The sequence below is a fragment of the Cohaesibacter celericrescens genome (assembly GCF_002866925.1).
GTDB lineage: Bacteria > Pseudomonadota > Alphaproteobacteria > Rhizobiales > Cohaesibacteraceae > Cohaesibacter > Cohaesibacter celericrescens.
In genome coordinates this window covers 67,103-81,958 of sequence record NZ_PKUQ01000001.1, presented here as the reverse complement: position 1 = coordinate 81,958, position 14,856 = coordinate 67,103, and the positions used below count along the sequence as shown (strand labels likewise).

Sequence of the window (14,856 nt, the reverse complement as noted above, 5' to 3'; positions counted from 1 at the left end):
GCGATCTGGCGGCGGTGACGTCTCCACGGATAGCCTGTTCCATAGCAATGGAAGGAAAGAAAAATGACAGGAAAAATAGCTGTTGTCGGCAGCAACATGGTTGACTTGATCACCTATGTTAATCGCATGCCCGCACCGGGTGAAACCTTGGAGGCTCCCTCCTTCAGTCTCGGGTGCGGCGGCAAAGGCGCCAATCAGGCTGTGGCCGCGGCCAAGCTGGGTGCCGATGTCTTGATGGTCACACGGATTGGTGACGATATTTTTGCTGACAATACACTTCACAATTTCGATGCTCTGGGCATGAACACGAAACATGTGATCAAGGTTCCCGGAATGTCCTCCGGTGTGGCACCAATTTTCGTTGAAAAGTCCGGTGAGAACAGCATTCTTATTGTCAAAGGGGCGAACGAAGCGCTGACGCCTGCTGAAGTAGACAAGGCGGCTGACGATCTTAAGCAATGCGATCTGATCGTCATGCAGCTGGAAGTGCCGCTTGAAACGATTTATCACACCATCGCATTCGGCGCCAAACATGGCATTCCTACTTTGCTGAACCCCGCGCCTGCACAGCCTGATCTGGATGTCTCGCGCATCACTGACGTTACCTATCTTGTGCCCAACGAAACAGAGTTGGAGCTTTTGACTGGCATGACTGTGAGTGATGAAATAAGTGCTGAAAAAGCAGCGCGCAGTTTAATGGAAAAAGGCATTAAAACGGTGATTGTCACCCTTGGCTCCAAAGGTGCTTTGCTGGTGACCAACGATGGTAAAAAGCATTTCGAGCCTGTCTCGGTAACACCTAAAGACACGACCGGAGCCGGAGATGCCTTTATTGGTGCGTTTGCGCGCTATTTTACTGAGAGTAAAGATCTCGATTTCTCTCTGGGTCAAGCCAGCCGCTATGCTGCGGATTCCATCACACGCCCTGGCACCCAGAAATCCTACGCCACAGCGGAGGAATTCAAAGTATTTTGTGAGAGATTGTAAGAGGTCCAAACCTTGGATATTAGCGAAGTTGTGTAAAAAGAATACAACTCCCGCCGTCTCTTTGGGATGCGTTTAGAAGGAATGGGATAAGTGTTGCACTTATCCCATTTTGCGTTGGTTATGGCGCGGTTCGATTACTCAAACCTCATATTTTGTCTTATCACCGATATCGAAGTGAAAGGGCATCCGCCATTTTGCGATGCTGACGATCAAGAACAGCAGGGCTGATGCAGCGGCGAGCACTTGGGCTGCGACAGTCAGGTTCACGGCGAGACAAAACCACAGCCCTGCCAACAGCAGTGGCTGGGCGGGCAGCCCGGGAATCTTAAAGCAGAAATATTCCTTAAAGCAGAGCCCGCCCAAGGTTATAAATGCTCCGCCCAGACCAAACATGGGAAATCCAAGCACCGCACACATCAGCCCGCCCCAGGTTGCCGCTTGAAGCAGCAGTCTGTATGACTTCATGTAGATGTGCAAACAACTTGCGCACATCATTGCGGCAACAAAGCACATCTGCTGCGCCGGATAAGCTGTATCCCATGGGAGGAGTAGAACAGAAGGGGCCGCGAGCACTAAGCCTAGTCGGTAGGTGCAGACAGATAGATAATCAAGCCAGTCCATCTCGGATTTAATATGGGGATCTGCCAAATCATGTTCCTTCTATAAGGAGGGGCTGTTGGCCCACAACTACAACGAGTCGTAACGGCGTTGTTATAAATTGTCAGCATTGAATGTGTTTTATTGACGCATATTCGATTGATCCAGACTGTCGAAATTTTGTGAGGACCTATCCTCAAACTGTAATAACGGTGACTTGAGTTGAAGGATTGTTTCTTCTAACAAGCACTTCTGAGAAGTGATGTTATCAGAAGTCTCTGATTTCCCTACATCACGCGATTTTGGTTGTCTTGGTTCCGAGATGTAAACTAGGATCAATTCCTAAAATTCTATTCATCTTGCGCTACGCTTTGTTTCTAGTGATATCAAATTGGAAGAATGACACGTCAACAGCATCAAAAGGATCTAAAGTTTGTTGACCGGAAAGCCGACAAACGACATTCTCGCAACAGAATGCTCTTCATCAACCTGAGAGAGAAGCCAATGAAAAAGTCAATTCTCAAGCGCGCCTCTTTGGCGCTTGCCCTGGTGGCTAGTCCTACAGTGATTCACGCTGAAACTTTGCGCTTTGCTGCTCAAGGGGACGTTGTCAGTATGGACCCCTATGTTGTTGAAGAGGTGTTTACCTCTGGTTTTTTGGGCAATGTCTATGAAGGCTTGATCCGTCGGGCGCCTGATCTCTCTATTCAGCCAGCCCTTGCAGAAAGTTGGGAGTTGATTTCTCCAACTCATTGGCGTTTTCATCTTCGAAAAGGGGTGAAATTTCATGATGGCACGCCTTTCACCGCTGATGATGTTGTTTTCTCGGCAGAGCGCGTGAGATCTGGTGCATCTGATTTTAAAAACCGCCTCGCAGCAGACACGGAAGTCGTGGCCGTTGACGATCACACTGTGGATTTTATTGGCAGCAAACCGAATCCGATTTTGCATTATACGTGGGCCAATTGGTATATCATGTCTCGTCAATGGGCCGAGGCAAATAACGTCAGTGCGCCACAAAAAGGCGGAGAAGACGAAAGCTTCGCAACCCTGCACGAAAACGGCACCGGTCCCTTCTCGCTTGTGAAACGCGAACCCGGTGTTAGAACCGTGCTCGAGGCCAATGATGATTGGTGGGGGGCCGGATCCATTCCCACAAATGTTACAGAGGTTGTGTATACGCCAGTGCCAAATGCGGCGACCCGTGTAGCAGCGCTTTTGTCAAACCAGCTTGATGTCGTTTTCCCCATTCCGGTTCAGGATATCGCGCGCATTGATGCGACGCCCGGTGCGCATATCGAAGCAGGACCGGAAGTGCGCACCATGTATCTGACCATGAATCAGTGGAAAGATACCTTGCCTGGCTATTCGCAAGAGGGCAAAAATCCTTTTAAGGACCAACGCGTGCGCGAGGCTGTCTATCGTGCAATTGATGTCGAAATCATTCGCAAAAAAATCATGCGTGGCCGAGCCACTCCATCAGCGTTAATGGTCGCTCCCGGTGTGAATGGATATTCAGAAGACTTCAAACGGTACGAGTACGACCCTGAAAAATCCAAAGCATTGCTTGAGGAAGCCGGATATCCAGATGGTTTCAGCTTCACCTTCCAATGCTCCAACAATATGTACATCAATGATGAGGCTATCTGTCTTGCCGTTTCGAACATGTTGGCGAAAGTGGGTGTTGATGCCAAAGCAAATGTCCAGTCTAAGCCGCAATATTTGAAAGCGATTCTTGCCCCGAACATGGACTTCGGCATGGCTATGCTGGGCACAACGCCAGCCAGTCTGGACAGTCATATCGCTCTATATTCTTTGCATATGTGCCCACGGGTGTCGCCAGACTCTGCGCTTTGGGCGCTCGCCGATCAGAAGAAAATTGTTGCCGGAAAATCTAACTTTGCGGGTTACTGCAACCCAGAGATTGATCGTCTGGCCAATGAAATCCTTGTTACGACCGATACAGGCGCGCGTAACGATCTGATCAACAAGGCTTGGAAGATTACCACAGATGATGTGGCCTACATTCCGCTGCATCAGTCATGGGGGGCGTGGGGCGTTCGCGATAATGTTGCGCTCAAAGTGCGCGCTGACAATATCTTTGATTGGCGCTATGTCACCGTTTCGAAATAACGGTTTGGTGTTCTGGGCCGTCTTTCGGACGGCCCAGATGGTTTTGGGATTGTCTTCCTTTAAACAACAGATCAACTCATTCTGGATGCGCTCAATTGTGCATGCCTGACGTAAAGCAATATCAATGATTAGATTTCTACTCCAGCGTCTGATACAGGCCGCAAGCGTGCTTTTGATCGTTGCGCTGCTTGCGTTTGTGATGTTCCGTTTTACAGGTGATCCTGTTGCGCAGATGGTCAGTCAGGACACCAGTTTCGCTGATCGCGAAGCCTTAAGAGAAGCCTTGGGTCTAAATGCACCTTTGATGGTCCAGTTCGGGCATTTCGTTTTGCGGGCGTTGCAGGGCGAATTTGGACTGTCCTACCAAATGGGCCAGCCGGTCTTTTCGCTCCTTGCTGATCGGCTGCCTGCGTCCCTTGAGCTGAGCTTTGTTGCCTTTGGCATTGCGCTGGCAATTGGTATTCCAATGGGAGTTTATTCTGGATTGCGCCCTGACAGTTGGTTGGCGCGGCTGTTTTTGATTGTATCTCTGGCGGGCATCTCGCTGCCAACATTTTTCATCGGCATTATGCTTATTTTATATTTCGGTGTGGAGTTGAGTCTTTTCCCGACTTTCGGCAGGGGGGAAACTGTTGATCTGGGATGGTGGACCACAGGTCTGTTAACAAAAACGGGTTGGCAGTCCATTGTTCTGCCTGCCTGCACGCTGGGTTTGTTCCAGATGACATTTATTATGCGGCTGGTTCGTGCTGAAATGCTTGAAGTACTCCGTGCGGACTATATAAAATTCGCGCGCGCCCGCGGCATTTCCAGTTTCCATATTCACTTTGGCCATGCACTCAAAAATACACTCGTACCGGTGACGACAATCGCTGGTCTGCAACTGGGTTCGATCATTGCTTTTGGTATTGTGACGGAGAGCGTATTTCAGTGGCCGGGAATTGGTCTGTTGTTTCTGCAGGCAATTTCAACGGTCGACATTCCCGTGATGTCGACTTACCTGTTGTTGGTCGCTCTGATCTTTGTCACGATCAATTTTATTGTCGATATTCTATATTTCCTGATCGATCCGCGCCTTCGGGTTATGGACAAGTCGTGAGCATTCAATGACCAAAGAAAGACTGTTTTCGCGTCTCTACCAAATCGTTGATAGTGATGCGTTCTTTAAATTCAGGTCATCGCCGGTGACTATTTTAGCCGGAATTTGCGCTATCATTTTGTTTGGAGCATCGCTGGGTGCTGCTGTGTTTGCGCCTTTCGATCCTTTTGATAAAGCCAGTATCGATTTGATCAATTCTCTTTTGCCGCCCGCATGGCAAGACGGGGGGGAGCCCATGTTTCTATTGGGAACAGATGATCAGGGACGCGACCTGCTGTCGGCCATCCTGTATGGCACAAGGACGTCAGTTCTTGTGGGTTTAATCTCAGTATCTCTGGCAGTGATCATCGGGTTGTTTTTTGGACTTATTGCAGGCTATTTCGGCGGATTGGCGGATGCTTTGATTATGCGTCTGGTGGATGTCCAGATGACATTTCCAGCCATTATGGTGGCCTTGCTGATTGACGGGGTTTCGCGCAGCTTTTTACCGCGCGATTTGCACGATAGTTTGGCGATCTTTGTTATCATCCTTGCTATGGCCCAATCGATCTGGCCTCAGGTTGCCCGTACCGTGCGGGCTTCTACTATGGTCGAGAAGGGTCGAGAATATGTACAGGCCGCACAGGTGATTGGACGGGCCCCTTGGATCATTATGGCGCGTCATGTCTTGCCGAACGTTATGGGGCCTGTTCTTGTGATTGCCACAATAAATCTTGGTGTCGCCATTCTCGGTGAAGCGACACTTAGCTTTCTTGGTGTCGGGATTCCGGCCAGTGAACCATCTCTAGGCACGCTTATTCGCATCGGCAATAATTATGTCTTTTCCGGAGAACGCTGGATCTTGATTTATCCAGGACTAACGCTTGCTCTGCTGGTGCTCTCGATCAATTTGTTGGGGGACTGGCTTCGCGATGTCCTCGATCCAAAACTGCGTTAAGGTCCTTTCATGTCTTTGCTTTCTATTCAAAATTTGACAGTCGAGTATCCGGGTCGCAAATCGACATTTACGGCTGCGCGAGATGTAACCTTGTCTGTTGAACGTGGCGAAATCCTAGGGTTGGTGGGAGAATCTGGTGCGGGAAAATCTACAATAGGCACTGCAATCATGGGACTTCTGGACCGTCCCGGCAGGGTCGCGGAGGGACTTATCTCTCTGGATGGGCAGGACGTTACCTCCATACAGGATTTGAGGGGTGGGCGGGTTTCTATGATTTTTCAGGACCCGCTCACCAGCCTCAATCCGCTGTATACGATTGAAAAGCAGTTGGTTGAGACGATCCGAACACATCGGCGGATGAGTAAGACAGAGGCATCGCTAGAGGCCGTTACCTTGTTGAATTCGGTTGGCATCGACAATGCAGAGACGCGGATCCACCAATATCCGCATCAGTTTTCAGGTGGTATGCGACAGCGGGTGGTAATTGCGTTGGCTCTTTGTTCCAATCCGGACCTGATTATCGCGGATGAGCCCACCACAGCGCTTGATGTGTCGGTTCAGGCCCAAATTCTTGATCTGATCCGCGCTCTTGCTGCCGAGCATGAAGTGGGCGTCATTCTTGTTACGCATGATATGGGGGTTATTTCCCAAACGGCTGACCGTGTTGCTGTCATGTATCATGGTGAATTGGTCGAGACAGGGCCGACCAAGGATATCATTCACGCCCCTAAACATGCCTACACCCAGAGTCTGATCGCGGCGGTGCCTCGAGGGGATCTCAAACTCGATCGTTTCCCGCGTGTTTCCTATGCTGAAGAAGGCACTGTGGCCATGGCAGAGTTCAATCTGTCCAGCCATTGGCTCGGCAAACAACGAGATGAGACACCGGCTCCAAGCAGTGAGGCCTTGGTCTCTGTCAAGGGACTTGGTATTCGGTTTCCCACCGTCAATGCTATTTTGCCCAGAAACCGGCGTTATATTCAGGCAGTTCAGGATGTTAGTTTTGATATTATGCCTGGGGAGGTTCTTGGTCTTGTTGGCGAGTCTGGAAGTGGTAAGTCAACGGTGGCCCGCATGCTGGCCGGTATCCACAAGCCAGACACAGGAACCATTTATATTAATGGGCAGGATTTGTCTCAAGTACGTTCTCGCAAAGAGAAACAAGCCATGCGGCGACAAATTCAAATGATTTTTCAGGATCCATATTCATCGCTGAACCCCCGCATGCGTGTTGACGATATTGTTGCTGAGCCTATCCATCATAACCGGTTGGTGTTGAACAAAGGCGAGATTAGCGCCATTGTCGCGGATTTGCTCGAGGTCGTTGGTTTGGGGGCGGTAGCAGGGAGCAAATTCCCACATGAATTTTCGGGCGGCCAGCGCCAACGTATCTCCATTGCTCGTGCGCTTGCTACCCGTCCGCGCTTTCTGATTTGTGATGAGCCGACGTCTGCGCTTGATGTTTCCATTCAAGCGCAAATTCTGAATCTTCTCAAGGATCTACGCGAGGCTCTCGATTTGAGTGTATTGTTTATTAGCCATGATTTGCCTGTTGTGCGGCAGATGTGTGATCGTGTCGCGGTAATGCGGCATGGCAAAATTTGCGAATTGTCTGAAACCGAGCAATTGTTCGACCAACCGGAGGATGACTATACCAAGGAGCTCATTCGGCTCATGCCAACACTATAGGTTTTGATGCGTGTTTCTCACACAGAGGTGTGAGCATACAAAGAATCATACGCCCAAAACTCCATTGATTGTCTCATGCGGTTGGTATCCTACCAACCATCTGATAGCTTAAGTGTTTCTATTGTCTTGACGCTCTTGAAAACATGACATATCGCAATGCTCAGTTGACCTGCGTCCGTATAACTTGATTGGCGTGCGTGCCAGTATTGTTGCCTAGATGTTCCTCCCAGACATGGTATTCAATATTGGAGCAATGGCACTATGTTCGAAAATGTTGCCGGACATAACTCACATAGACTACAACTGCTACGGCTCCCGTTGCTCTCGTTTTCCTCCCCGATGCAGAGCGCATGATACCCATAGATATCATGTCTATTGATCATGACGATGGTGAGCCAAAAACAAAAGGACAGCCGTTAAATGACCGCTCTTGGCAAGCACCGCACTTTATTTGTGACGCCAACGTCGAACGCGTTCCGTCTCGCTACGCCCTCACTTGGGCTCGTCCGCGCCTTGCAACGCGCTGGCCACACAGTTGCCTTCGTTAAGCCGGTGGGCGATCCAGCCACTCCAGTCGGTGAAGAAGATCTATCGGTGCATTTTGCACGGTCTCTGTGCAATCTTACAGTGCCGGATCCGATCTCTCTTTCGCTCGCTGAGGAGATGATCCGGTCAGATAATATCAGCAGTTTACTGGAAGACATTGTGGCTTTGGTCGAAAAAGTCCGGGGTGACGCTGAGATTGTCGTGGTTGAAGGTATTCTCCCCTTCGAAGATCATAACTTGATTGGCGACTTGGACTTAGCCATGGGGCGCAGCCTCGCTGCTGAAGTCATCGCTGTCGTGTCTGGTCAATCGGGTGATCTCGCGACAATCGTTGACACCGTTCGTGATGCCGCGATGCATGTTAAGACGGCTGTGCGCCCTCTGGCTGGTATTATGGTTCCGCGCCTGCCGGATGGTGTTGCTGCCAAGGATATCGCAGCAGCGTTGGAAAAAGCCGATTTGAAGGTGCCTGTGATCTCGGCTTCACCTGTTGCAAAGGGCCATAATGCCCGACGCTTATGCGATGTGGTCAAGGATCTTGGCTGTTCAATCCGTTATAAGGGCGGGTTAGATACGGCAAGGGTAGAAGATGTTGTCGTGGCGGCCCGTCAGCCGGAGCATCTGGTGCAGCTCTTCAAGCCAGGTACGCTGGTTGTCACCCCGGGGGACCGCTCCGACGTGATCATGGCAACCGCTTTGGCGCAAAGTTCAGGCATGCCTATAGCAGGCTTGATGTTAACGTGCGGAGTTCCGCTATCTCCAAAGTTGGATAGCTTCCTCGGCCCTCGTTTTTCCGATTTGTCCATCCTCGAAACCAAGGACCAGACCTTTGATGTGGCAACCAAACTTGCTGCCATGGATAGACGTGTCCGAGTGGGGGATGATCGTCGCATGGAAGAGCTGATGGACAACACTGCCGATCACATCGATCTGGCTGTTCTTCATCTGAATGACGCGCGTGATATGTCTGTTCACATGACACCTCCTATGTTCCGTCACCGTCTTATTCAGGACGCCAGTCGTGCGAAGGCATCGATTGTCCTGCCCGAGGGGGATGAGCCGCGCACGTTGCGCGCAGCTATCATCTGTACCGAAAAGAAAATTGCCCACTGTATCCTTCTGGCTAAGCCAGAGGATGTCGAGGCTGTCGCAGAACGGCATGGTATTCTTTTGCCATCGGATCTGGAAATTATCGACCCTGCGTCAATCCGCGATAAATATATCGAGCCAATGGTTGAAATGCGCAAAAAGAAGGGGCTTACTTCTCTTCAGGCCGAAGCGCAGTTGGAAGATACCGTGGTGCTCGGTACGATGATGTTGGCAGCTGGTGACGTACAGGGTTTGGTTTCTGGAGCTGTACATACCACAGCTTCTACTGTCCGCCCTGCCTTGCAGCTGATCAAAACCGCACCGGGTAACTCCATTGTGTCTTCGGTGTTCTTTATGCTGATGCCAGATCAGGTGCTGGTCTATGGTGACTGCGCCATCAATCCTGATCCCGATGCAGAACAATTGGCCGAGATCGCCATGCAGGCTGCAGATTCAGCCAAGGCGTTCGGTATTTTGCCAAAGGTTGCGATGATTTCCTACTCAACGGGCACCTCCGGTGTCGGCGCAGACGTGGACAAAGTTCGCGAAGCAACCGCTATCGTCAAGGCCAAATGTCCCGACTTGATTGTTGATGGCCCTATTCAGTATGACGCAGCAACGGTCGAAAGCGTCAATCGACAAAAGGCCCCAGGTAGCCCGCTTGATGGTCATGCCAATGTGTTCATCTTCCCTGATTTGAACACTGGCAACACCACCTACAAAGCCGTACAGCGGTCTGCTGATGTGGTGTCTATTGGCCCTATGCTTCAAGGCCTGCGTAAGCCCGTGAATGATCTGTCTCGCGGAGCTTTGGTGGACGACATTGTCTATACCATTGCATTGACGGCGATCCAGTCTGCAGCTCAAGCGGAAGCCGAGTAAGCTTGGAGCAGACGTGTTTCTTCTAAATACGATCAGAATTCACCAAATATCAGGCTCTCCCCATTGTGTGGGAGAGCCTTTTTCGTTTGCGTGGACTGAGTGTCAAATCTGAAAAGTTGGCATTACTGCTGAGGAGGGCGCTGTCGTTAGATAATTGGATCTTCAATGCACATTCTTCATTTGCCATACAAAAGCTGCGGTTTTGGTTTCGATGATGCAGTGCTTTTTGTTGGCGATGCCTGTGATAATCAGGGCCTGTGCCTATTGGGATGGTTGCTATGAATTCGATTGTTCCTCTGGTCAATTGTTTTTGATTGGAAATGCCGAGGTTTATCGATTGCGATTAAGGGATTTATCCAAGGGTGTGCATAAAATGTGGATATATTAACAATTAGTTAAATTTCCTATTGATAATTCTACGTATTCAATATTCCGAGGGAGTTTTTTAAGAAAATACACCTTGGGTTGAAGTGGCTGTATATAAAAAAATCGCGATAGAATACTGAAAATATTGATTTTTTCATAAATCGATTTTTACTCTCTAGTTTTTGATATAACGATCATGTCTTGGTCCTGTTTTTAATAATAATTACGAATATTGTGCGAAATTGAACAATTTATAAGTATCTATAATCTATAGAATGTACTCGTGATTCATTTACTTTGACAAAATGAACTTCATTGTCTCTTATCAGTATGTGGCCCACTCAATTACAAGGGCAAATTTTATTCTGGAGGGACTGATATGACATATTTTACATTTCCAAAACTATCTCTCGCTGTGGCCGTTGCTGTCACTAGCTTTGCTGCTGGATCTGTTGTTTCAATGGACGCAGAAGCCCGCACTTTCTCAGGAGATCGCTACGTAAATCGCGATAAATGTTACAAGGTGAAGAAAATTCCACAGCTGGTGGAATATGACACCAAAGGTATTTTTGTTCGCGGTTCTAGCCGTAGCTGGTCGGGCAATATGCGCAGAGGCGGGGCTGTCGTAAGAAATAAATACAATGATCCTGTATACATTCGCACAGCTCGTGTATTGGAAGATCAGCACTATACATTGATCCCAAAGAAGTGTCGGTAATACATAATACTTCAGGGTTCGGGTTTTAAATTTGTCCGAACCCTCCATATTCGTATAATTATTATATAGATATTGGCCTTCTATTTTATTGTTGGCCATGTCGAAGGATTTTCTATGGTTGGTTGTTCCGTTGGCAATGCGATTTATGCGATCCGATTAACGATATTGTGTTCTGCTCTGATGCTGTGTGGCATTGCGCAGGCGGATGCGTCTGCTTTTGTTGCGAAGGTTCTCTCCGACGCTTCCCGCCCACAGTTGGAAGCAGGAAAAACGGATGATGACAGCGATCTTGTCTTTGCCTTTGTTACCAAGCTTGGACAAAAAGATAAGCTGGATGATTTGGATGAGGATGACGAGTCATCGCCAGCTCTTGAAGACGGCAATCTATTGTCGGGGACGGATATACTGAAAGCGTTTGATCAGCGCGATAGCTCCGAGCGGTCCAACTTTTTAAAAGACCATGCTTTAGCCGCCTTTTTTCAGCACCCAGCCTCTGGTAAGAGTGTTGAGTTGCAGATTGCCCAATGCGCGACTCTGGATTATGCCACGGGCTCAGGGCCTTTTACGCAACAGGTCAAGTGTGGGGAAGATCTGTATTCCTATCGTGCCTATGACGGCGGACTCGCTATTTTGCGAAATGAAGAAATCCATTTTTCGCTGCCGTTGGATCCGGGGCACTATCGGGTTAATGGCATCGATATTGAGGTGAATTAGGCTGTGGAACTGTCAGCAAAGTGGATCACGGTTGAGTGTAAGACGATATATATGGCGACGGTTTGCCCTTCGTGGAAACGGTTTGTGACATAGCGTCAAACAGGGCCATCACATATTCGGGAACGGGGGTATAGCTGTTGCTGTCGAGTTCAGCGCTATAGCGTAAATAATCGCCACGTTGGCAGATCTCATCGTAAGGCATACCCTCGACGACCCTAGTGAAACAGCGCGTACGCCCTTTTTTCACGATCTGGATATATGTCTCACTGGGTTTTGCAACTATCGGCTTGTTTGATCCTAAAAGCGGGCCGTTGGCGCATCCGGTGGAGATCACAGACACAATGCCCAAAACTAGGTATGTAGCCGTTTTTCGCATTCTATTGCGGTCTGACATTCAACCTAATCCACCAATTTTTACTTGCAAGATTGCGTGTTGCAATAGCGGTCGAGAGCCAGGTTCGCCGAATATTTTCCCAGTGCTCAACCGTAAAGCAAGAGTAAAGAAAGTTGGTTAAAAAAGACTTAAATCAGTGCAATATGCACGATGACGACTGGTGCTTAGCGAGCTTTGATCAGCATTTGCTAAGCAATAAGTAGCGCTGTTGTATGGGACGTTATTTTTTCGCAAGATTGGCACGGATCACTTTTTCACCAATGGTGAAGGCGACGTGTGACGTGATCAACATAGCCAGCACGGCGATGATGGATGAGACTGTATAAGCTGAACCTGCTTGTTGTCCGAAAACCGCTTGATTGAAAAACATAAAGGCACTGGCTGCGATAACGGCTGCTATGCTTGCGTAGATGCGTTTTTTGAGCAGGGTACAAATAATGAAATTTGCGATGCCGGGTGGGCTGAACATTATCAGCAGTAGAAATTTTAAAAGTGCGGCCAGATCCATGGGTTGTTTTTCCGTAATGTGTGGGGCATGGCCCCATATAGGTGCGTCAATCATGGACTGATTGCTGCAAAATTGAAAGAGTGCAACGAGCTGTGACTCTCATCTCATTTGGAAAAGCCGGGTGCCCAATGGAAACCGGCGCGGCTTTTTCCTTGTTTCTGTCTGATTACCCAGCTTTAGAAAGGCAGAAAATAGGGAATTGCAAAGGTTGAGATAACCAGCGCAATGATTTGGAGTGGTACTCCGATGATTGCATAATCCTTAAATCGATAATTGCCCGGTCCCATAACAAGGGTGTTGATGGGGGAGGCGACCGGTGTGGAAAATGCGGTCGAAGCGGCAATGGCCACACTCATCAATAAAGGTTCCGGATTAACGCCCATGATCTTTGCGACTTCAAAAGCCACTGGTGCAATCAATACGGCGGTGGCTGTGTTAGAGGTGAACTGGCTGAATACCGAAGTAAGCAGGAAGAATGAGATGAGCATCAAATAGGGAGAGTTGGCGCCGTTAAGGGCCAGCATTTGATCGACAATCAGTTGTAAACCGCCTGTTTTTGAAAGGGCGGTTGCCATTGGGATCATGCCAGCGATCAACACAAGGCTTCGCCATTTTATAACGTTGTAGACATTGTTGGGAGCAATGCAATTTGTACTGACCATCGCAGCCGCAGCCAGAATAACCGCTGTCACACTGGGTACAATCCGGAAGATGATTAAGACCAACATAACCACGAGAATTCCAACAGCAATAGGTGCCAGCTTGCGGCGGGGCAGGTAGTTTTGGATTTCTTCAGGGAAGGCTAAGACCAGAAAATCTTCTGGGAATGCACGCAATTTACGAATGCGGTCCCACTCGCCGACCACCAATAGCTGATCACCAAATTCCAGCACGGCATGGCCGAAATTGCCGTGAATGGGTTTGCCCTTACGGATGACACCCACAACACTGAGGCCATGCTTGGTGCGGAACCCTGCGCCGCTTACCGTGCGCCCAACCAGCTTGGAGCGGGGTGTGACGATCAAGTCGGCCATGCCCAATTCGCGTGCCGATATGTGGTGCCCCGCTTCATCCAGAGGAAGCACCTTCATGCCATTTTCAGCAAAAGCCTGATCTGTGATTGGTTCATCCATAACGCCAAATAGGATGTCGCCCTCTTGGAAAGGAATATCGGTGTGGGTTGAAATGATCCCCGGTTTGCCGCGTCCTTCAGTCTTGCGTTCGATCCCGAACAATGTGAGGCCGATCTTGCGTCTCAATTTGGCGCTGACAACTGTTTCACCTGCGAGACTGGCCCCCTGAAGAACCTCAAGGCGCACGATGCTGTCTTCGATGTCATACATCTTGATCAAATCACTCAAGGATCGTCTTTCTTGAGAGTGTTGTTTGCCACCTTCGTTGCGCAGAACGCGGCGACCAAAAAAGACCATCCATAGTATAGCTATAACTAGAATGATGAGGCCGATTGGTGTGAAGACGAAAAAGCCGAATGGTTCCATTCCGGCGTTTTCCAATTGGGCGTTTGCCACGAGATTGGGAGGGGTACCGATCAGGGTTAGCATGCCGCCGATCAGAGCAGCGAAAGCCAGCGGCATCAATAATTTGGAAGGTGATATGCCCGCGCGCGTGGCGAGACGAATAGCGACGGGAATGAATATAGCACCGGACCCCGTTACGCTCATCACGGAGGCTAGGCTGGCAACGGCAAGCATTAGCAAAACGATCAGCTTCCATTCTTCTCTGCCCGCAACCTGAACGATTTTGTCCCCTACCGCGTAGGAAATGCCTGTTTGAGATAGACCTTCACCGACTATAAACAGCCCCGCAATAAGAATGACCACTGGTGTCCCGAAGCCTGATACGGTTTCTGTCGGGGTGAGGACGCCAGATAGCCCCAACGCGAGCATGACGCCGATTGCTACCAGATCTAGACGTAGCTTATCGGTGACAAAGAGTATGACGGAAATGCCGAGGACGGCGAATGTGAAAATCATTTCCCAGGACATAGTTGGACCATTTTGTGATTGTTTCCGGAGGTGAGTTGCCATTTTCCAAACTAATGTTGTTTGGTTCTGCCTTTCGGACCATACCGTTGTCACATCATAAATACAGCCATTGTCGTCGATAGCCGGTATGCAAAAATGGCACCTCCAAATTGGGAATGGCGCTAAAAGCGCATTTCTCAGTGAAATTTGTA

The 14,856-nt window shown here is 49.2% G+C and carries 12 protein-coding genes; 8 read left to right on the top strand and 4 right to left on the bottom strand.

The features are described 5' to 3' along the window. Nucleotides 1–63: 63 nt before the first annotated feature. Entirely contained in the window at nucleotides 64–987 is a 924-nt protein-coding gene (gene rbsK, locus C0081_RS00400; protein WP_101531829.1) for a ribokinase, read from the top strand. Between the two features lie 138 nt (nucleotides 988–1,125). Here the strand turns inward: rbsK and C0081_RS00395 are convergent, their stop codons facing one another. Then, nucleotides 1,126–1,635 (bottom strand): DUF2301 domain-containing membrane protein, encoded by a 510-nt coding sequence (locus tag C0081_RS00395; protein ID WP_101531828.1) that lies wholly within the window; start codon nucleotides 1,633–1,635, stop codon nucleotides 1,126–1,128. A 453-nt stretch (nucleotides 1,636–2,088) separates the two neighbouring features. On the opposite strand from C0081_RS00395, the gene C0081_RS00390 reads away from it, so the two are divergent. The 7 genes from C0081_RS00390 to C0081_RS00360 all read left to right on the top strand — a co-directional run bounded on the left by C0081_RS00390 (nucleotide 2,089) and on the right by C0081_RS00360 (nucleotide 11,757). After that, nucleotides 2,089–3,717 carry an ABC transporter substrate-binding protein gene (locus C0081_RS00390; RefSeq protein ID WP_101532320.1) on the top strand — a complete coding sequence of 543 codons (1,629 nt, stop codon included), beginning with the start codon at nucleotides 2,089–2,091 and terminating at the stop codon, nucleotides 3,715–3,717. A 124-nt stretch (nucleotides 3,718–3,841) separates the two neighbouring features. Next, entirely contained in the window at nucleotides 3,842–4,816 is a 975-nt protein-coding gene (locus C0081_RS00385) for an ABC transporter permease (protein ID WP_101531827.1), read from the top strand. A 7-nt stretch (nucleotides 4,817–4,823) separates the two neighbouring features. After that, nucleotides 4,824–5,753 (top strand): ABC transporter permease, encoded by a 930-nt coding sequence (locus C0081_RS00380; RefSeq protein ID WP_101531826.1) that lies wholly within the window; start codon nucleotides 4,824–4,826, stop codon nucleotides 5,751–5,753. Between the two features lie 9 nt (nucleotides 5,754–5,762). Continuing rightward, nucleotides 5,763–7,442 (top strand): dipeptide ABC transporter ATP-binding protein, encoded by a 1,680-nt coding sequence (locus C0081_RS00375; RefSeq protein WP_101531825.1) that lies wholly within the window; start codon nucleotides 5,763–5,765, stop codon nucleotides 7,440–7,442. A gap of 420 nt (nucleotides 7,443–7,862) precedes the next feature. Then, complete coding sequence (pta, locus tag C0081_RS00370) at nucleotides 7,863–9,959, top strand: phosphate acetyltransferase (RefSeq protein ID WP_101531824.1); 2,097 nt, start codon at nucleotides 7,863–7,865, stop codon at nucleotides 9,957–9,959. A 745-nt stretch (nucleotides 9,960–10,704) separates the two neighbouring features. Then, on the top strand, nucleotides 10,705–11,043 hold the full coding sequence (locus C0081_RS00365) for a hypothetical protein (RefSeq protein ID WP_101531823.1): 339 nt from the start codon (nucleotides 10,705–10,707) through the stop codon (nucleotides 11,041–11,043). A gap of 114 nt (nucleotides 11,044–11,157) precedes the next feature. Beyond that, nucleotides 11,158–11,757, top strand: coding sequence for a hypothetical protein (locus tag C0081_RS00360; RefSeq protein ID WP_146006377.1), 600 nt, complete (start codon nucleotides 11,158–11,160; stop codon nucleotides 11,755–11,757). A 25-nt stretch (nucleotides 11,758–11,782) separates the two neighbouring features. On the opposite strand, the gene C0081_RS23030 is transcribed toward C0081_RS00360, so the two are convergent. The 3 genes from C0081_RS23030 to C0081_RS00350 form a co-directional block, all read right to left on the bottom strand. Then, on the bottom strand, nucleotides 11,783–12,151 hold the full coding sequence (locus C0081_RS23030) for a hypothetical protein (RefSeq protein WP_146006376.1): 369 nt from the start codon (nucleotides 12,149–12,151) through the stop codon (nucleotides 11,783–11,785). 220 nt (nucleotides 12,152–12,371) lie between these two features. Further along, nucleotides 12,372–12,713, bottom strand: coding sequence for a hypothetical protein (locus C0081_RS00355; protein WP_146006375.1), 342 nt, complete (start codon nucleotides 12,711–12,713; stop codon nucleotides 12,372–12,374). Nucleotides 12,714–12,835: 122 nt separating this feature from the next. Further along, nucleotides 12,836–14,653, bottom strand: coding sequence for an SLC13 family permease (locus tag C0081_RS00350; protein ID WP_210200351.1), 1,818 nt, complete (start codon nucleotides 14,651–14,653; stop codon nucleotides 12,836–12,838). Between the last annotated feature and the right edge of the window lie 203 nt (nucleotides 14,654–14,856).